Here is a 19,071-nt window from a genome sequence, read left to right on the forward strand (position 1 = left end):
GCCTGGCGCCGTGCCGGGCCCCCGTCCTTCACCAAGGAAACCCGCGCATGACCCGTTCCACCAAGATCGTCGCCACCATCGGCCCCGCTTCCAGCTCGCTGGAGATCCTGACGCGCATGATTGCCGCGGGGGTCGACGTGGTGCGGCTGAATTTCTCGCACGGCAGCGCGCAGGACCATATCGACCGCGCACGCCTGGTGCGCGAGGCCGCGCAGGCGTGCGGCCGCGAAGTCGCGATCATGGCCGACCTGCAGGGCCCCAAGATCCGCGTCGGCAAGTTCGAGCATGGCAAGATCACGCTCAAGCCGGGCGACCCCTTTGTCCTCGATTCCGCCTGCCAGCTCGGCAACGAAGAACGCGTCGGCCTGGACTACCAGGACCTGCCGCGCGATGTCGGCCCGGGCGACCTGCTGCTGCTCAACGACGGCCTGATCGTGCTGGTGGTGGACCGGGTGCTGGGCACCGAGATCTTTACCACCGTGCGCATCGGCGGTGATTTGTCCAACAACAAGGGCATCAACCGCCAGGGTGGCGGCCTGTCGGCGCCGGCATTGACGGCCAAGGACATGGACGACATCAAGACCGCCATGGCCTTGGGCGCGGATTACGTCGCGGTCAGCTTCCCCAAGAACGCGACCGACATGGAAATGGCGCGCCAGCTGGCCGCCGTGGCCGGCCAGCCGCACGGCCACAAGGCCCGCATGATCGCCAAGATCGAGCGCGCCGAGGCCATCCACCCGGGCGTGCTGGAAGAAATCCTGCAGGCGTCCGACGGCATCATGGTGGCGCGCGGCGACCTCGCCGTTGAAGTCGGCAACGCCGCCGTGCCCGCGCTGCAGAAGCGCATGATCAAGCTGGCGCGCGAAGCCAACAAGCTCACCATCACCGCGACGCAGATGATGGAAAGCATGATCGTCAACCCGGTGCCGACGCGCGCCGAAGTGTCGGACGTGGCCAACGCCGTGCTGGACGGCACCGACGCGGTGATGCTGTCGGCCGAGACCGCCGCCGGGCGCTACCCGGTCGAGACCGTCGAGGCCATGGCCGCGGTCTGCATCGAGGCCGAGAAGTCCGAGGTGGTGCAGCTCGACACCGACTTCCTGAACCAGACCTTCTCGCGCATCGACCAGTCGGTGGCGATGGGTGCGCTGTTCACCGCCTATCATTTGCAGGTGAAGGCGATTGCCGCGCTGACCGATTCCGGCGCCACCGCACTGTGGATGAGCCGTCACCGCATCCATGTGCCGATCTACGCCATGACGCCCAACCTGGCCTCGCAGCGCAAGATGCAGCTGTACCGCAACGTGGTGCCGCTGCCGCTGCAATCCAGCGCCGACCGCGACACCGCGCTGGAGCAGGCCGAAGAGCTGCTGCTGGCGCAGGGCGTGGTGCAGCGCGGCGATTTCATCGTGCTGACCATCGGCGAGCCGATGGGGCAGCCGGGCGGAACCAACACCCTGAAGATCGTCAGGGTGGGGCATTGAGCGCCGACAGAAAAATACAGAGACATCCCATTTTTATTTAGGAGTTAGACATGCCACTCGTTTCGATGCGCCAGCTGCTGGACCACGCAGCCGAGAACAGCTACGGCCTGCCGGCCTTCAACGTGAACAACCTCGAGCAAGTGCAGGCCATCATGCAGGCGGCCGACGAGGTCAACGCTCCGGTGATCATGCAAGCCTCGGCCGGCGCCCGCAAATACGCCGGCGAGCATTTCCTGCGCCACCTGATCGAAGCCGCGGTTGAGGCTTATCCCCATATTCCGGTGGTGATGCACCAGGACCACGGCCAGTCGCCGGCGATCTGCCAGGGCGCGATCGACCTGGGCTTCTCGTCGGTGATGATGGACGGCTCGCTGCGCGAAGACGGCAAGACCCCGGCCGAGTACGACTACAACATCGACGTCACCCGCAAGGTGGTGGCACTGGCCCACGCCGTCGGCGTGACCGTGGAAGGCGAACTGGGCTGCCTGGGCTCGCTGGAAACCGGTGAGGCCGGCGAAGAAGACGGCATCGGCGCCGAAGGCGTGCTGGACCACTCCATGCTGCTGACCGATCCGGAGCAGGCCGCCGACTTCGTCAAGGCCACCCAGCTGGACGCACTGGCCATCGCCATCGGCACCTCGCACGGCGCTTACAAGTTCACCCGCAAGCCCACCGGCGACATCCTGGCGATCAGCCGCATCAAGGAAATCCACGCCCGCATCCCCAACACCCACCTGGTGATGCACGGCTCGTCGTCCGTTCCGCAAGAACTGCTGGAAGAAATCCGCAAGTTCGGCGGCGACATGAAGGAAACCTACGGCGTGCCGGTCGAGGAAATCCAGGAAGCCATCAAGTATGGCGTGCGCAAGATCAACATCGATACCGACATCCGCCTGGCCATGACCGGCGCGATCCGTCGCTTCTTTGTCGAGAACCCGAGCAAGTTCGACCCGCGCGAATACCTGAAGCCGGCCCGCGAAGCCGCCAAGCAAGTGTGCAAGGCGCGCTACATCGCTTTCGGCTGCGAAGGCCAGGCCAGCAAGATCAAGCCGGTCACGCTGGTCGACGTCGCGCAGCAGTACAAGTCGGGCAAGCTGGCGCAGGTCGTGCAGTAATTGTCCCGTGTCCGCCTTCCGCGCAAGTGGAAGGCGGATCGCAGTTCCGGCCGCCGCGGCACGCATGTTGCGCCCGGCGGCTTCGCCGTTTTATCGGAACCATCATGTCCAACGCTCTCTACCAGTCCTCCATCAACTCGCTGCCGCTGCTGGGCCACGGCAAGGTGCGCGACAACTACGCCGTCGGCAATGACAAGCTGCTGATCGTCACCACCGACCGCCTGTCGGCGTTCGACGTCATCATGGGCGAGCCGATCCCCGACAAGGGCCGCGTGCTGAACCAGATGGCCGACTTCTGGTTCAAGAAGCTGGCGCACATCGTGCCGAACCATGAGACCGGCATCGCGCCCGAAACCGTGGTCGCGCCGGAGGAAGTGGAGCAGGTCAAGGGCCGCGCCGTGGTGGTCAAGCGCCTGAAGCCGATCCTGGTCGAAGCCGTGGTGCGCGGCTACCTCGCCGGCAGCGGCTGGAAGGACTACCAGGCCACCGGCAAGGTGTGCGGCATCGCGCTGCCGGCCGGCCTGCAGAATTCGCAGAAGCTGCCCGAGCCGATCTTCACCCCGGCCGCCAAGGCCGAGATGGGCGAGCACGACGAGAACATCTCGTTCGCCGAGGTCGAGGCCCGCATCGGCATCGCGCTGGCGCGCCAGATGCGCGAGATCTCGATCCGCCTGTACAAGGAAGCGGCCGAATTTGCCGCCACGCGCGGCATCATCATCGCCGACACCAAGTTCGAGTTCGGCCTGGACGACAACGGCGTGCTGACGCTGATGGACGAAGTGCTGACCGCCGATTCGTCGCGCTTCTGGCCGGCCGATTCGTACCAGGTGGGCACCAACCCGCCGTCGTTCGACAAGCAGTTCGTGCGCGACTGGCTGGAAGCGGTGCGCATCGACGGCAAGCCGTGGCCCAAGACCGCGCCGGCGCCGCAGCTGCCGGATGACGTGATCGAGAAGACCGCGGCGAAGTATCGTGAGGCGCTGACGCGCCTGACGGGCGAAGAGCTGAAGTAATTTCGTTGCCACCGGCTTTTCAAAAGCCAATGGTGTTCCCCCCTCCCGCAAGCGGGAGAGGGGAGCAAACAAGCAAGGATCAAACGTGAGCAAGCAAGACAAGCCGCTGGTCGGCGTCGTGATGGGCAGCAGTTCCGACTGGGACGTGATGCAGCACGCGGTGGCCATGCTGAAGGATTTCGGCGTGCCGTTCGAAGCCCAGGTGGTGTCCGCGCACCGCATGGCCGACGACATGTTCCGCTATGCCGAGACCGCGCGCAGCCGCGGCATCCGCGCCATCATCGCCGGCGCCGGCGGTGCCGCGCACCTGCCGGGCATGATCGCCGCCAAGACCATCGTGCCGGTGTTCGGCGTGCCCGTGCCGTCGAAGTACCTGCGCGGCGAGGATTCGCTGCTGTCGATCGTGCAGATGCCCAAGGGCGTGCCGGTCGCCACCTTCGCCATCGGTGAAGCGGGCGCCGCCAATGCCGCGCTGCATGCCATCGCCACGCTGGCGACCGCCGACGACGCGCTGGCCGACGCGCTGGAAGCCTTCCGCGCGAAGCAGACCGAAGCCGCGCGCGCCATGACTTTGCCGCTGTAATGCTGCCGCTGTAATTCTCCGGACCCACACGGAACCGAGCAATGCCGACCGATATCCATCCCTACCTCTCCGAAGCCCACACGCCGGAATCGCGCGCCGAATTCGGCGTCGACCGTCCCGACGCGCCCATCCTGCCCGGCGCGTGGCTGGGCATGCTGGGCGGCGGCCAGCTCGGCCGCATGTTCACGCATGCGGCGCAGGCGATGGGCTATCGCGTATGCGTGCTCGATCCCGACCAGGACAGCCCGGCGGGCGCGGTGGCCGACAAGCATATCTGCGCCCAGTACACCGACGAGGCCGCGCTGGCCGAGATGGCCAAGCTGTGCCAGGCGGTGAGCACCGAGTTCGAGAACGTGCCGTCGCTGTCGCTGGACCGCCTGGAGCAACTGGGTTCGTTTGTCGCGCCGCGCGGCTACTGCGTCTCGATCGCGCAGAACCGCATCGGCGAGAAGAAGTTCTTTGCCGCCTGCGCCGAGCGCACCGGCGTGCCGACGGCCCCGCACTGGGTGATCCAGCACGACGCCGATGTCGACCAGCTGCCCGACCACGTGCTGCCCGGCATCCTCAAGACCGCGCGCATGGGCTACGACGGCAAGGGCCAGGCCCGCGTGAAGACGCGCGACGACGTGCGTGCCGCATGGAAGGCGATGCAGCACGTGCCGTGCGTGCTGGAACGGATGCTGCCGCTGGCCTATGAAGTCTCGGTACTGGCCGCGCGCGCCGCGGACGGTTCCACCGCGACCTGGCCGCTGGCCGAAAACGTGCACCGCGACGGCATCCTGTTCTCGACGCAAATGCCGTCGACCAGCGTCTCGCACGAGATCGCCGACCGCGCCCGTGCCGCGGCTGCCGCCATCGCCACGGAAATGGGCTATGTCGGCGTGCTGTGCATCGAGTTCTTCGTGCTGACCGACGGTTCGCTGGTCGCCAACGAAATGGCGCCGCGCCCGCACAACTCGGGCCACATCACCATGGATGCGTGCGAGACCAGCCAGTTCGAGCAGCAGGTGCGCGCCATGGCCCGCCTGCCGCTGGGCAGCACGCGCCAGCACTCGGCAGGCAAGATGCTGAACCTGCTGGGCGATGTGTGGTTCGAGTTCGGGCTGGAACGCACCCCCGCGTGGGACGAGGTGGTGGCGCAGCCGGGCGCCAAGCTGCACCTGTACGGCAAGAACGATGCGCGCCCGTCGCGCAAGATGGGCCACGTCAACTGCATCGGCGAGCATGCCGAGGCAGCCGACGCTGCCTTTACCGCCGCCGCGCAGGCACTGCATATCCCGCTCTGACGCAAGGAACACGATGTCGCCGCGCACGCCCACGGCTGCTGAACTCGATGAAGCCGTCCGCCTGCTCGAGGCGGGGCAACTGGTCGCTTTCCCGACCGAGACGGTCTACGGGCTGGGCGCCGATGCCGAGAATCCCGAGGCGGTCGGCCGCATCTTCGCGCTGAAGGGACGGCCGTCCAACCACCCGGTGATCGTGCATGTGGTCGACGGCGCCGATATCAGCTACTGGACCGACGAGGTTCCGGAAGCCGCGCAGAAGCTGATCGATGCGTTCTGGCCGGGGCCGCTGACGCTGATCCTGAAGCGCGCTTCGCATATCGATGCCGCGGTGGCGGGCGGGCAGGACAGCATCGGCTTGCGCTGCCCGTCGCATCCGGTGGCGCAGGCGCTGCTGGCGCGCTTCAAGCGCGGTCGCGGCGGTATTGCGGCGCCTTCGGCAAACAAGTTCGGGCAGGTCAGCCCGACCACCGCGCAGCATGTGCGCGAAGAGTTCGGCGACGCGGTCTATGTGCTGGAAGGCGATGGGGTCGAGGTCGGGATCGAATCGACCATCGTCGATCTGTCGCGCCTGGACGCCGGCGTCGGGCCGGTCCTGTTGCGTCCCGGTGCCATCACGGTCGGAATGCTGGCGCAGGTGCTGGGCGAAGCGCCGATGCCGCCCGATGCTGCCGCGCCACGCGCATCAGGCACCCTGAAGGCGCACTACGCTCCGCACACGCCCTTGTTGCTGGCGGATGCGCAGGCGGCTGCCGCGCGGCTTGCCGCTCTGCCTGCGGCTGCGCGTGTGGCCTGGGTGGGACGAGCGCCGCTGGCGGATCAGCGCTGCACCTGGGTGCAGGCGCCCGCGGATGCTGCGGCGTATGCGCAGGAGCTGTATCGGTTGTTGCGCAAGCTCGACAAGCAGGGCTATTCGCAGCTGGTGTTCGAGACGTTGCCTGAAGGGCAGGATTGGGCCGGGGTGCGGGATCGGCTGGAGCGGGCGGCTGCGGCGTTTGGTGGCTGAAGCGGGTTCCGGCTGGCATTTCCAATGCGCCAGTCCTCAACCCAACAACCGCAACACCGTATAAATCGCCATCCCCACAGCAATCATCCCCACCATCCGCCGCGTCAGCAGGTAGAACGCGGTGGCCACCACCCCTGCCACCAGCTTGTAGTTCGACAGCGCCACGGTGAAATGCCCCTGCCAGGTCATCAGGTCCGGCAGGATGATCGCCGCCAGCGCCGCTGCGGGCGCATAACGCAGGGCCCGCTGGATGCGGTCAGGCACCGACACGTGCTCGCCGGCCATCAGGAACAACGCGCGCGTCAGCACCGTAACCACCGCCATGCCAACCAGCGCGATCCAGATCTCGGCATGGCTCATGCGCGGTCTCCTGGCGGTGCGTCAGCCGCATTGCCAATCGGCGGGGACTTGCGCTTGCGGATACCCCGCAGCGTAGGCCGCGCCGCCAGTTCATCGGTCGCCATGCCCGCAGCAATCGCACCGACCACCGCCACCACCAGCCCGAGCCGGTACGGCAGGTCAAAGCACAACAACGCCAACACCGCCGAAATCACCACAGCCATCAGCGCCGAGCGCGAATTGATGGTGGCGATCATCACCGGGATCAGCGCCATCGTGCCCGCCAGCCCCAGCCCCCAGCTGTCCGGAAACAGGCTCGCCAGCACGATGCCGAGGATCGACGACACCTGCCACATCGCAAAGTTGGTCAGCGCCATGCCCCAGAAGTAGCCTTCCTTGCCAGGCTCATAGCCCGGCGTCGAATACTTCTGCAGGAAGTAGACGAAGTGCAGGTCGCCGTTGAAGAACCCCAGCACCGTGCGCCGCGCCAGTGTCAGGTAGCTGAAGTGCGGCTGCATCGCGGCGCTGAAGATGACGAAGCGCAGGTTCACCATGGCCGCGGTCAGCCAGATGGTCCACAGCGGCAGCCCGGCGGCGAACAACGGCAGCACCGCCAGCTGCGCCGAGCCGGCATAGACCAGCAGCGACATGCCGATGGCTTCGGGCACGGTCAGCACCGACTTGCTCATCGCCACGCCGGTCACCAGCCCCCAGGAAAACACCGCGGGAAGGGAGGGGGCAAAGCGGCGCACGCCGGCCATGAAGCCGTCGCGTTCGGCGGGTGCGAAGCGATACCAGAAGCGCAACCACACCGAGGGTTGTCTGGAAGTCATGTCAGAGGAAAGGGGGCAATGCAGGTCCGGCGCCGGGGGCTGGCCCGGAAAGCTGCCGCCGCAGGACGCGGCCGGCACCCTGGCATTATAGGGTCGGAACGCATCCTGGTAAGTGGGCGCTTAACAAAATGCCGCGCCGGCGTTGGCGGCAGGCCACGCGGGGTGGCCGATCCGCCGATGCCGGCGCAATCTCAGGGCGCGCCGCGATACACCCACTGCATCAGCGCGTCGTGCGCCTCCCGCGCCTGCGAGGCGTTGGGGTGGTTGATCATGCTCACCAGCACGTAGCGGCTGCCGTCTTCCGCGTCGACATAGCCGGCCAGCGCACGCACGTCGGCCAGCGTGCCGGTCTTGAGGTAGCCGCTGCCGGCCGCATTGGCGCCGGTCATCCGGTTGCGCAGCGTGCCGTCGACGCCCAGCACCGGCAGCGAATCGACCAGCGCCGGGCCCACGCTGCTGGCCGCCGCCTGCTGCAGCAGGCGCGCCATGTCGTAGGCGCTGATGCGTTCCTCGCGCGACAGTCCGGAGCCGTTGTCCAGCACCAGCCCGGGCATGTCCAGCCCCTGCTTCGCGAGCCAGCGCCGCACCACGCGGATCGAGCGCTCGGGGCTGGCCGGGCCGCCGCGGTCAAGCTCGGCGCCGATGGTCAGGAACAGCTGGCGCGCCATCACGTTGTTGGAGAACTTGTTGATGTCGCGCACGATGTCGGACAGCGGCAGGCCATAGTGGCGCGCCAGCAGCACCGCGCCGCGCGGCACCTTGCCGCTGCGCAACGCGGGCAGGCGGGTAAAACGCCCGCCGGCGCGCTGCCATTCGGCGACAAAGCCGCCCCAGGTGAATTCCGCGTGCGACAGCGTGGCGATATTGAGCACGTGCTCGCCGCAGTCGCTCGAATAGTCACCGGCGAACGATGCCAGCACGGTGCCGTCGGCCTGCGGCTGCACGCTGGGGGTGGCGCGGCTTTGCCAGTCGCCGCAGCGGCCGTTGGTCAACGCCAGCTGGTTGTCGAGCTTGAGTTGCGCCAGCTCCGGCGTGACGCTGACCGCCACCGTCTGCGTGACGGGATCCGGCGTCAGCGTGAACGACAGCGTCTTGAAGGCATAGAGCAGGGCATCGGGGCCGACGTTGTAGGCGCGCTGCACTTCGCCGTCGATGGTGCCGTTGCCGTCCAGGCCATCGGCAAAGTAGCTGCGGTCCAGCACGAGGTCGCCGTTGATGGCGGTGGCGCCGCCGGCGCGGGCGCTGGCGACCAGCTTGGCCATTTCCTCCGGCACCAGCTTGGGATCGCCGCGGCCCCGCAGGTAGACATTGCCGTTGACGGTGCCGTCGAAGCCGGGCTGCGCGTCGGCGTAGAGCGCGGTCTGCCAGCGGTAGTCGGGTCCCAGCAGCTGCAGGCCGGCGAAGGTCGTGACCAGCTTCATGGTCGAGGCCGGATTCATCGGCTGCTGCGCGTTCCAGCTGGTGCGCGCGCTGGGTGCGCCCAGCTTGACTACGTAGAAGCTCGCGGCCGAAGCCGGCACGCCGGCGCGGCGCAGGGCCGCGGCCACTTGCGCCGGCACGCCGGCCCGCACCAGGCCGGCATCGGCGGAAGGCGTGGCCTTTGCCGCCTTGCCGGCAATCTGGTCCTTCTGTGCTTTCGCGCTTTTCTGGACCTTCTGGGATTTCTGTACCTTGGCCGGCGGCCTGGCCAGCGCCGGCGCGATGACGGGCCCACCTGCCATCAGCAAGGCGGCGGCAAGAAGAGGCGACAGGCGGCGCAGCAGCGCGCCAGTTCGCGATGCGGTACGCGTGGCGGTTGTTCTTGGCATGGCGGCCATGTTAACGCATGGCAAGCGCCTGCCGGATGACAGCAGCGTGGCGCTCAGCCCGCGCGCGGCGGCGCCAGCCGGGACAGCAGCGATTTCAGCGTGGCCTGGTCGCTGTCGGACAGCGCGCTGCCCACATGCGCGTCATGCTCGACCACCGCGCGGGTGGCAGCGTCCAGCGTCTTGCGGCCCGACGGCGTCAGCACCAGGCTGTAGGCGCGCCGGTCGCCCGCCGCCGGGCGGCGCGCGACCAGATTCATCTCTTCCAGCGCATCGACCAGCAGCACCGCACCCGACCGCGCGATGCCCAGGATGCGCGCCAGCTCGGTCAGCTTCAGGTGCGGATTGCGCGAGATGATCACCAGCGCCGAGAAGCGCGGCGGGGTGATCTGCCATTGCGACAGCGACAGCACGAAATCCTCGTAGATGCGGATCTGCGCGCGGCGGATGGCGTAGCCGATCAGGCTGTCGAGCACGCCATAGTCGATATTGGGCACATGCGGATCGAAGCCGGCGTCGGCCACCGCCGGATCCGGCGCAAGCGGCTCGCGCGGCTTGCGCCGCGCGCTGGCGGTGTGCGAGCGGCCAGTCTTGCCTGCCGCGGCGGGTGCGTCGGGTGCACCGGATGCACTGGATGCACTGGATGCACTGGATGCACTGGATGCGTTAGGGATCATTGCAGTAGTTTCCAGTTGCCGTTGTCGATTGTCAGCATAACGCGGCCGCGCTGGTCAAAGCCATAGTGGTCTTGCCCACTGTAATTGAGCACGCCGTGCGACACCACGATGTCCTTTTCGCTCTCCAGCGCCTGGCGCAGCGCCTGGCGGAAGGCCGGCGTTCCCGGTTTGGCGCTTTTTAGCGCCACCGGCACGATCCGCTCCAGCACCAGTCCGGCATCGTAGGCATGCGCGCCGAACTGCGTGCGCGATTCGGCGCCATATTGCTTCTCGTAGCGGGTGACGTAGTCGAGTCCCGGCTTGCGCACCGGATCGCCGGCTGGCAGCTGCTCCGGCACGATCACCGGGCCCGCCGGCAGGATCGCGCCATTGACCAGGCGTCCGCCGATGCGGATCAGGTCCTTGGTGGCGGCGCCGTGGGTCTGGTAGATGGCGCCGCCGTAGCCGCGCTCGCGCAGCGTGGTATGCGGCAGCGCCGCACCGGTGCCGGCGCCGGCGATCAGGATGGCGTCGGGCTTGGCGGCGATCAGCTTGATGGCCTGCGCGGTCACGCTGGTATCGGCGCGGCCATAGCGTTCGGTGGCGATCAGGCGCAGGCCGTTGGCGGTGGCGGCGGCGGTGAAATCCTTCAGCCAGGTCTCGCCATAGGCGTCGGCAAAGCCGATAAAGCCGATGGTCTTGACGCCTCTGGTCTTGGCGGTGGCGGCGACGGCGTTGGCCATCAGCCGCACCGGCTGCGCCAGCCGGAAGGTCCAGGCGCCCCGGCCGGGCTTGAGCTCGATCGGCGAGAAGGCAAGCTGGACGGTCTGGCTTTCCTCGGCGACCTCGGCAATGGCGATCGACGGGGCGACCGCGGATGAGCCGAGGATGATGTCGACCTTGTCTTCGGAGACGAAGCGGCGCGCGACCTTGGCGCCCTGGGTGGGATCGGAGGCATCGTCCAGCACGATGTAGCGGACGGCCTCGCCGCCGATCTTCTGCGGCAGGTACGGCATCGAGTTCTTCTGCGGGATGCCGAGCGAAGCGGACGGCCCCGTCGTCGACAGGCTGACGCCGACGGTGATGTCGGCCAGTGCGGCGTTGGCGGCGAAAGCGAGGGCGGCGGCCAGCGTCAGGTGGGTGAGGCGGGTGAGCCGGGTGATCGGGGTGAGGTTCAGGGGCGCCATGTTGTCTCCTCTTGATGGTTTATTCTTGGTTGTGGCCTGGCGGACCGCGACGCTATCGCCCGCCCTGCATCGACTGCCGGTCGAACCCCGCCAGCTGCTTGTACCGCAGCGAAATCGCCTCCAGCTCGGCGCGTGGGATCACCTGCCCGATATCGTTGAACCCCTGCGGCGCGCGTTCCTCCGCCAGCTGCATCACCTGCTCCGGCCCGTTCATGCGGTTGCGCAGCACGATGCCCGCGGTGCGCGGCAGGCGCTCGGCCTCGTATTCGCGCAGCGCGTAAGGCGTATCTTGCGTGCCCAGCAGGCTGTCGACGAGGTAGCGCGCATCCAGGATCGCCTGCGCGCTGCCGTTCGAGCCGATCGGGTACATCGGGTGTGCGGCATCGCCGAGCAGCGTGACGCGGTCGAAGGTCCAGCGCGGCAGCGGGTCCTTGTCGACCATCGGGAATTCGTAGATCGCCGCCGCACCATCGATCAGCGCGGGAATGTCGATCCAGTCCCACTGCCAGCCGGCAAACTGCGCGCGGAACACCGACTTGTCGACCTGCTTGTTCCAGTCGCTGCGCGGCGGCGTGTCAGGCACGCTGTCGGGCACACGCAACTCTGCGATCCAGTTGACCAGCGAGCGACCCTGCCGGCGCAGCGGCTCGGAGATGGGATAGGCGACGAACTTCTGGTCCTGGTGGCCGGCCATGAACATCGAGCTTCCGTCGAGGTAGGCGGGCGCCTCTGTGACCGCGCGCCACAGCATGCGGCGCGAGAAGCGCGGTGCATCGCCGGTGGCGTAGAAGTGGTGGCGCACCGCGGAGTGGATGCCATCGGCGCCGACCAGCACGTCGGCGCTGGCTTCCACCTCGGCGCCATCGCCGCGGCGGCGCAGCACGAAACGCGCCGGCCCGCGTGCGCCGGTATCGAGCACGGTCTCGAACGCATGCCCGGTGTGGACCGCATCGGCACCCAGCCGCTCGACCACGGTGCGATGCAGCAGCATCTGGAACTCGCCGCGATGGATCGAGAACTGCGGCCAGTCGTAGCCCGCCGCCAGCCCGCGCGGTTCGTGCCAGATGCGCTGGCCCAGCTTGTTGTAGTAGGAGAGCGACGAGGTCTCGATCGCAAGCTCGGCCAGCGCGTCGCGCAGGCCGAGCTCGGACAGGATGCGTACCGCGTGCGGCAGCAGGTTGATGCCCACGCCCAGCGGGCGCAGCGATTCGCTGGCTTCCCAGACTTCGGCGTCGATGCCGTGGCGGTGGCACAGCAGCGCCAGCGTCAGCCCGCCGATGCCGCCGCCGGCGATTGCGATCTTCATGTTGTCTCCCCGCTTGCGGCGCGCAGCTGCGCACCCGGTCCGTCGAATTTTGTTATTGAGTATAACAATTCGCGTCCGCACGGCAAGGCGGGGAAACACCCCGGAGTGCCTGCTCCGGGGTCAGGAAAAACCCGGCCTCAGCCGGCCGCCGCGCCGTCCGGCCGGGCGGCAGCGTGCTTCAGGGACGGCACCGGGAACACGATGTCGTACAGCCAGTTGTACACCAGCGCGTAGACCATGTAGAAGACGGCCACGGCGATATCCATGATCAGCGCATCGAGCAGGCTGATATTCAGGTACCACGCCAGCGCCGGCAGGAACACCACCAGCAGGCCCACCTCGAACAGGATGGCGTGCAGCACCCGCACCACGACCGACTTGCGCAGCTGGCCGGTCCAACGCAGCATGGCCTTGTCGAACAGCAGGTTGTACAGGTAGTTCCAGCCGGTCGCGATCAGCGACGCGACCGCGCCGATCAGGCCCATCTGGTGCAGCTCGTAGCCGAAGGCCCAGCTGGCCAGCGGCGCGAAGATCAGCAGGCCGACAACCTCGAAGCCAACGGCGTGGCGGATCCGGTCGCGGGTAGTGCGCATGATTTTCCTCCTGCGAGGCAATAATTCAGACCGGGCCAAGTCTATCTGCTTTGCAGGGATTGCCAAGTTGGATACTATCGTCAGAACCGATAGATGTCGCAGAAGGGCGCCGTATGAGTCTCTCGCTGGAGCAACTCCAGGCTTTCGTCGCTGCCGCCGAGGCGGGTTCTTTTTCCGCCGCCGCGCGCCGGCTCGGCAAGGCCCAGTCAGTGGTGAGCGCCGCCGTGTCGAACCTGGAGATCGATGTCGGCAACGCGCTGTTCGACCGCGCCGGCCGCTATCCCGTGCTGACCCCGGCCGGCGAGCGGCTGCTGGCGGAAGCGCGCGTGATCCTGGAACGCTGCGAGCACTTCCGCGGCGTGGCCAAGAGCCTGGGCGAGGGCGTGGAGACGCGGCTGGTGCTCGCCGTCGACGAGCTCTACCCGGAGGAAACGCTGGGCCAGCTGCTCGAAGCGTTCTCCGGCCGTTTCCCGGCGGTCGAGCTGGAAGTGCTGTTCCCCTTGATGGAAGACGTGAGCCGGCTGGTGCTCGAGGGCGGCGCCGATCTCGGCATCATGTGGCGGCAGGAAGTGTTGCCGCCCGAACTGGGCTTCCATGCGCTGGGCTGGATGCCGATGCAGATCCTGTGCGCGCCCGACCATCCGCTGGCGTCGCAGCGCGTGGACTGGGAAGAGCTGAAGCGCTACCGCCAGCTGATGGTCGCCACGCGTACCGACAGCGAAGAGAAGATGCGCCTGCGCGTGGCGGCGGATGTGTGGTGGGTGGAGAGCCAGTGGGTCATCGTCGAGCTGGTCAAGCGCGGGCTCGGCTGGGCGTTCGTGCCGTGGCACGTGGTGGCCAACTCGCCGGCCGCGGCGCAGCTGGTGTCGCCGCCGCTGGCGTTCCAGCAGCAGGACTGGCCGGTGGCGATGGAACTGGTGTGGCACAAGCAGCGGCCGCTGGGCAAGGCCGCCACCTGGCTGCGCGAGCGCATCTGCGCGCAGCCGTTGCCGAATGCGCCGCAGCGCGGCGCCTAGCGCTGGCCGACTGTGGTGGCGGGTGCGGCGCCGGCGGGCCTGCTGCCGGTGGCGCCTTCCAGCGCCTGCGGATGCCAGTTGCCGCCCAGCGCCTTGATCAGCACCACGGCCGCCGTGTACTGGCGCCCGGCAATCGACAGCGCGGTGCGCTCGGCGGTGTAGGCGGCGGTCTGCGCGGTCAGCACGTCGAGCAGGCCCGCGGTGCCGGCGCGGTAGCGGTTGTTGACCAGCACCAGCGCCTCGCGCGCGGAGCGCAGCGCGTCGTTCTGCACCACCGCCTCCTGCTCCAGCAGCCGCTGCGCGGCAAGGTTGTCCTCGACTTCCTGGAACGCGGACAGCACGGTCTGGCGGTAATTGGCGACGGTCTGGTCGTAGGCGGCCACGGCCTGCGCCTTGGCCGCGCTGCGCAGGCCGCCGTCGAACAGCGTGCCGGCCAGCCCGCCGCCGATCGACCAGATGCGGTCCGGCAGCGACATCCAGCGCGCCAGCGTGCTGGCGGTCAGGCCGCCGCTGGCCGACAGCGACAGCGTCGGGTAGTAGGCGGCCTGCGCCACGCCGATCTGCGCATTGGCGGACGCCATGCGGCGCTCGGCAGCGCCGATGTCGGGCCGGCGCTCCAGCAGTTCCGATGGCACCGCGCCCGGCACGCGCGGCGGGGCCTGGCGGAAATCGTCCGCGGCCAGCGACAGCGCCGCGGGCGGCTTGCCGACCAGCACGGCAATGGCGTGCTCCAGCTGCGCGCGCGTGATCTGGATGTCGATCTGCTGCGCCTGCGCGCTCTTGAGCTGGGTCTCCGACTGCAGCACGTCTGAGCGTTGCGCGGTGCCGGCGGCGTACTGGTTCTGCACCAGCTGCAGCGACTTCTGGTAGTCGGCCACGGTGCGGTCGAGCAGCGCCTTCTGCGCATCGGCCACGCGCAGCAGGAAATAGCTCTGCGCCAGCGTCGCCTGCGTCGACAGCAGCGTCGATGCCAGGTCGGCCTGGCTTGCCTGCACGCTGGCTTCGCTGCTTTCCACCTGGCGGCGCACGCGGCCCCACACGTCGATCTCCCAGGTCGCGCCCAGCGTCAGGCTCTGCCCGTTGAGCGTATTGCCGCTGGCGCCGCGCGCGCGCGACGCACCGGCCTGCGCATCGACGACCGGGAAGAAGCCGGCACGCGCCGCCTGCAGCGCGGCCATGGCCTGGCGGTACTGCGCCTCGGCCGCCTTGATGTTCTGGTTGGAGATCTGCACTTGCGGCATCAGCGTGTCGAGCTGCGGATCGCCGAAGACCGTCCACCAGTCGGCACGCGTGATGGCATCCTGCGGCTCGGCGGTTTTCCAGTCGCCGCGCCAGGCATTGGCATCGGCTTTGGTATCGGCATCGGCATTGGTACCGGCGGCTTCCTTGAAAGCTTCCGGCACCGGCGCATCGGGACGCTTGTAGTCGGGGCCTACCGCGCAGCCGGCCAGCAGCAACGCGCACGCCAGCGGCAGCGGCAGGGCATGGGTCAGCAATCGGCTAAACACAGCGCTAAACACAGGGTGAAACACAGTCATGTGGAATCTCTGTAAATTCAGACGGCGGCCGGCTGGTCAGGCGTGCCGCCGCGGCGGCGCTGGCGCCAGGCCTTGACCTTCAGGCGCCAGCGGTCCAGCGTCAGGTAGACCACCGGCGTGGTGTACAGCGTCAGCAGCTGGCTCACCACCAGGCCGCCGACAATCGAGATGCCCAGCGGCGCGCGCAGCTCGGCGCCGTCGCCGCGGCCGATCGCCAGCGGCACCGCGCCCAGCAGCGCGGCCATGGTCGTCATCAGGATCGGGCGGAAACGCAGCAGGCAGGCGCGGTAGATGGCTTCGCGCGGCGACAGCCCGTCGCGGCGCTCGGCGTCGATGGCGAAGTCGATCATCATGATCGCGTTCTTCTTTACGATGCCGATCAGCAGGATCACGCCGATCAGCGCGATGATGCTGAAGTCCGTCCTCGACGCCATCAGCGCCAGCAGCGCGCCCACGCCCGCCGACGGCAGCGTCGACAGGATGGTGAGCGGGTGGACATAGCTTTCATACAGCACGCCCAGCACGATGTAGATGGTGATCAGCGCCGCCAGGATCAGGATCGGCTGGCTCTTGAGCGAGTCCTGGAACGCCTTGGCGCCGCCCTGGAAGTTGGCGCGCAGCGTTTCCGGCACGCCGATGCGCGCCATCTCGCGGTTGATCGCATCGGTCGCCTGCGACAGCGAGGTCCCCTCCGCCAGGTTGAACGAGATCGTCGATGCCGCGAACTGCCCCTGGTGGTTCACGCCTAGCGGCGTGCTGGTCGGGATCACGCGCGCGAAGGCAGACAGCGGCACGCGGTTGCCGTTGCCGGTGACGACGTAGATGTCCTTGAGCGCGTTCGGGCCCTGCAGGTACTCGGGGCTCAGCTCCATCACCACGCGGTACTGGTTGAGCGGATGGTAGATGGTCGACACCAGCCGCTGGCCGAAGGCGTTGTTCAGCACCGCATCCACCTGCTGCGCGGTCACGCCCAGGCGCGACGCCGTATCGCGGTCGATGATCACCGAGGTCTGCAGCCCCTTGTCGTTGGTGTCGGTGTCGATGTCCTCCAGCCCCTTCAGGTTGGACAGCGCCGCGCGCACCTTGGGCTCCCACGTGCGCAGCACTTCGAGGTCGTCGGACTGCAGCGTGAACTGGTACTGCGAGCTGCTCTGCCGCCCGCCGATGCGGATGTCCTGCACCGGCTGCAGGAACAGGCTCGCACCGGGCTCCTTGGCCAGCTTGCCGCGCAGCCGCGCGATGATGGCGTCGGCGGACTCCTTGCGCTCCGCCAGCGGCTTGAGCGTGACGAACATCTGGCCGGTGTTGCGCTGCGAGCCGCCGGTAAAGCCGGTCACGTTTTCCACTGCTGGATCCGACTGCACAATCCTGATAAAGCTGTCGAGCTTGCCGCGCATGGCCTGGAACGAGGTGGCCTGGTCGGCGCGGATAAAGCCGATCAGCCGACCCGTGTCCTGCTGCGGGAAGAAGCCCTTGGGCACGATCACGTACAGGTACACGTTGAGCGCGATGGTGGCGATCAGCACCAGCCACACCAGCGGGCTGAAGCGCAGCGCCGTCGACAGCGAACGCGCATAGCCATCGTGCAGCCACCGGAACATGCGCTCGGTGGCGCGGAAGAAGCGTCCCTGCTGCTCCGGTTCCACCGGCCGCAGCATGCGCGCGCACATCATCGGCGTGGTGGTCAGCGACACCACCAGCGACACCAGGATCGCCACCGACAGCGTGATCGCGAACTCCTGGAACAGGCGCCCGACGATGCCGCCCATCATCAGCAGCGGAATGAACACCGCGATCAGCGACAGGCTCATCGACAGCACCGTGAAGCCGACCTCGCGCGCGCCACGCAGCGCGGCGGCCAGCGGCTTCATGCCCTCCTCGATATGGCGCGAAATGTTCTCCAGCACCACGATGGCATCGTCGACCACGAAGCCGGTGGCGATGGTCAGCGCCATCAGCGACAGGTTGTTCAGCGAGAACCCGGCCAGGTACATCACCGTGAAGGTGCCGATCAGCGAGACCGGCACCGCCACGCTGGGGATCAGCGTCGCGCGCACGTTGCGCAGGAAGATGAACACCACCATGATCACCAGCGCCACCGAGATCATCAGCGTGTGCTCGACCTCGCGCAGCGAGGCGCGGATGGTGGGGGTGCGGTCCATCATCACGTCCATCGAGATCGCCGCCGGGATCATCTTCTGCAGGTTCGGCAGCATCTCGCGCACGCGGTCGACGGTCTCGATGATGTTGGCGCCGGGCGAGCGGTTCAGCACCAGCAGCACCGACGGCTTGCCGTTGGCCGAGCCCGCGTTGCGGATGTCCTGCACCGAATCGACCACGTTGGCCACGTCGCGCAGCCGCACCGGCACCGCGAACGAATTCGGCCCGCTGGTGGCACTGGTGCCCCCGGTGGCGCCGCTGGTGATGGTTGTGGTGCCGCTGCTGGTGGTCAGCGTGGTCACGGTGACGCCGTTGACCACCTTGGTGCTGACGCCGCCGCTGGCGGTCGCATTGGCGGTGCTGGCGATCAGCGCGCCCGCCGACGCCGACGAGTAGGTGCCCGGCGTAGCGTAGCGGATGATCAGCGGCATGTAGTCTTCCGCCTTCATCATCTGGTCGTTGGCGTAGACCTGCCAGTTGTTGCTGGCGTTTTCCAGCGTGCCGAGCGGCCGGTTGGCGTTGGTCGCGCTGATGGTGTTGCGCACGTCCTCCAGCGAGATGCCGTAGTTGTTCAGCGCGGTCGGGTTCAGTTCGACCCGCACCGCCGGCAAGGAGGCGCCGCCAATGGTGACCTGCCCCACGCCTTCCACCTGCGACAGCTTCTGCGCCAGGATGGTCGAGGCCGCATCGTAGAGCTGTCCGCGCGTCATCGTCGGCGAGGTCAGCGCGATGATCATGATCGGCGCGTCGGCGGGGTTGACCTTGCGGTAGGTCGGGTTGTTGGGCAGGCTGGTCGGCAGCGTCGCGCGCGAAGCGTTGATCGCGGCCTGCACGTCGCGCGCGGCGCCGTCGATATTGCGCGACAGGTCGAACTGCAGCGTCACGCGGGTCGAGCCGAGCGAGCTGCTGGAGGTGATTTCGGTCACGCCGGCGATGGTACCGAGCGCGCGCTCCAGCGGCGTCGCCACGGTGGCGGCCATCGTTTCCGGGCTGGCGCCAGGGAGCGACGCCGATACCGAGATGGTCGGGAAGTCCACCTGCGGCAGCGGCGACACCGGCAGCAGCCGCAGTGCCGCGAGCCCGGCCAGCAGGATGCCGAGCGTGAGCAGCGCGGTCGCGACCGGGCGATGGATAAAGGCAGCCGAAAGATTCAT

At 67.9% G+C, this 19,071-nt stretch carries 16 protein-coding genes; 7 read left to right on the top strand and 9 right to left on the bottom strand.

The genetic code is table 11. The features are described from left to right. The first annotated feature begins 47 nt into the window (after positions 1-47). From pyk to E1J61_RS09545, 6 genes are all read left to right on the top strand, one after another. A complete protein-coding gene (pyk, locus tag E1J61_RS09520) occupies positions 48-1,484 on the top strand; it encodes a pyruvate kinase (protein ID WP_133093816.1) in 1,437 nt (478 codons plus the stop codon). A gap of 50 nt (positions 1,485-1,534) precedes the next feature. After that, a complete protein-coding gene (fba, locus tag E1J61_RS09525) occupies positions 1,535-2,599 on the top strand; it encodes a class II fructose-bisphosphate aldolase (RefSeq protein ID WP_133093817.1) in 1,065 nt (354 codons plus the stop codon). 104 nt (positions 2,600-2,703) lie between these two features. After that, positions 2,704-3,612: a phosphoribosylaminoimidazolesuccinocarboxamide synthase gene (locus E1J61_RS09530; protein WP_133093818.1), complete on the top strand. Its 909-nt coding sequence runs from the start codon at positions 2,704-2,706 to the stop codon at positions 3,610-3,612. 85 nt (positions 3,613-3,697) lie between these two features. Further along, positions 3,698-4,195, top strand: a complete 498-nt coding sequence (gene purE / locus E1J61_RS09535) for a 5-(carboxyamino)imidazole ribonucleotide mutase (protein WP_133093819.1) — start codon at positions 3,698-3,700, stop codon at positions 4,193-4,195. 41 nt (positions 4,196-4,236) lie between these two features. Next, positions 4,237-5,481, top strand: coding sequence for a 5-(carboxyamino)imidazole ribonucleotide synthase (locus E1J61_RS09540; RefSeq protein WP_133093820.1), 1,245 nt, complete (start codon positions 4,237-4,239; stop codon positions 5,479-5,481). Between the two features lie 13 nt (positions 5,482-5,494). Continuing rightward, positions 5,495-6,484 (top strand): L-threonylcarbamoyladenylate synthase, encoded by a 990-nt coding sequence (locus E1J61_RS09545; protein WP_133093821.1) that lies wholly within the window; start codon positions 5,495-5,497, stop codon positions 6,482-6,484. Positions 6,485-6,520: 36 nt separating this feature from the next. Here E1J61_RS09545 and E1J61_RS09550 read toward each other — a convergent pair whose 3' ends face one another. The 7 genes from E1J61_RS09550 to E1J61_RS09580 all read right to left on the bottom strand — a co-directional run bounded on the left by E1J61_RS09550 (position 6,521) and on the right by E1J61_RS09580 (position 13,203). Then, on the bottom strand, positions 6,521-6,844 hold the full coding sequence (locus E1J61_RS09550) for an AzlD domain-containing protein (protein ID WP_133093822.1): 324 nt from the start codon (positions 6,842-6,844) through the stop codon (positions 6,521-6,523). Next, entirely contained in the window at positions 6,841-7,656 is an 816-nt protein-coding gene (locus E1J61_RS09555) for an AzlC family ABC transporter permease (protein WP_133093823.1), read from the bottom strand. The genes E1J61_RS09550 and E1J61_RS09555 overlap by 4 nt, the downstream gene beginning before the upstream one ends. A 191-nt stretch (positions 7,657-7,847) precedes the next feature. After that, on the bottom strand, positions 7,848-9,473 hold the full coding sequence (gene dacB, locus E1J61_RS09560) for a D-alanyl-D-alanine carboxypeptidase/D-alanyl-D-alanine-endopeptidase (RefSeq protein ID WP_133093824.1): 1,626 nt from the start codon (positions 9,471-9,473) through the stop codon (positions 7,848-7,850). A gap of 44 nt (positions 9,474-9,517) precedes the next feature. Then, positions 9,518-10,138 (bottom strand): MarR family winged helix-turn-helix transcriptional regulator, encoded by a 621-nt coding sequence (locus E1J61_RS09565; RefSeq protein ID WP_133093825.1) that lies wholly within the window; start codon positions 10,136-10,138, stop codon positions 9,518-9,520. Then, positions 10,135-11,304 (bottom strand): ABC transporter substrate-binding protein, encoded by a 1,170-nt coding sequence (locus E1J61_RS09570; RefSeq protein ID WP_133093826.1) that lies wholly within the window; start codon positions 11,302-11,304, stop codon positions 10,135-10,137. Before E1J61_RS09570 ends, E1J61_RS09565 begins: the two co-directional genes overlap by 4 nt. Positions 11,305-11,356: 52 nt before the next feature. Further along, positions 11,357-12,610 (bottom strand): flavin-dependent oxidoreductase, encoded by a 1,254-nt coding sequence (locus E1J61_RS09575; RefSeq protein WP_133093827.1) that lies wholly within the window; start codon positions 12,608-12,610, stop codon positions 11,357-11,359. A gap of 137 nt (positions 12,611-12,747) precedes the next feature. Continuing rightward, on the bottom strand, positions 12,748-13,203 hold the full coding sequence (locus E1J61_RS09580) for a PACE efflux transporter (RefSeq protein ID WP_133093828.1): 456 nt from the start codon (positions 13,201-13,203) through the stop codon (positions 12,748-12,750). Positions 13,204-13,316: 113 nt separating this feature from the next. Between E1J61_RS09580 and E1J61_RS09585 the strand changes: the two genes are divergently transcribed. Further along, entirely contained in the window at positions 13,317-14,219 is a 903-nt protein-coding gene (locus E1J61_RS09585) for a LysR family transcriptional regulator (protein WP_133093829.1), read from the top strand. Here E1J61_RS09585 and E1J61_RS09590 read toward each other — a convergent pair. Continuing rightward, on the bottom strand, positions 14,216-15,757 hold the full coding sequence (locus tag E1J61_RS09590) for an efflux transporter outer membrane subunit (RefSeq protein ID WP_243736823.1): 1,542 nt from the start codon (positions 15,755-15,757) through the stop codon (positions 14,216-14,218). The two genes, E1J61_RS09585 and E1J61_RS09590, sit on opposite strands and share 4 nt — an antisense overlap. Before the next feature lie 17 nt (positions 15,758-15,774). Further along, on the bottom strand, positions 15,775-19,071 hold the full coding sequence (locus tag E1J61_RS09595) for an efflux RND transporter permease subunit (RefSeq protein WP_133093830.1): 3,297 nt from the start codon (positions 19,069-19,071) through the stop codon (positions 15,775-15,777).

The sequence above is a fragment of the Cupriavidus sp. L7L genome (genome assembly GCF_004353535.1).
In the GTDB taxonomy this organism is placed as follows: domain Bacteria; phylum Pseudomonadota; class Gammaproteobacteria; order Burkholderiales; family Burkholderiaceae; genus Cupriavidus; species Cupriavidus oxalaticus_A.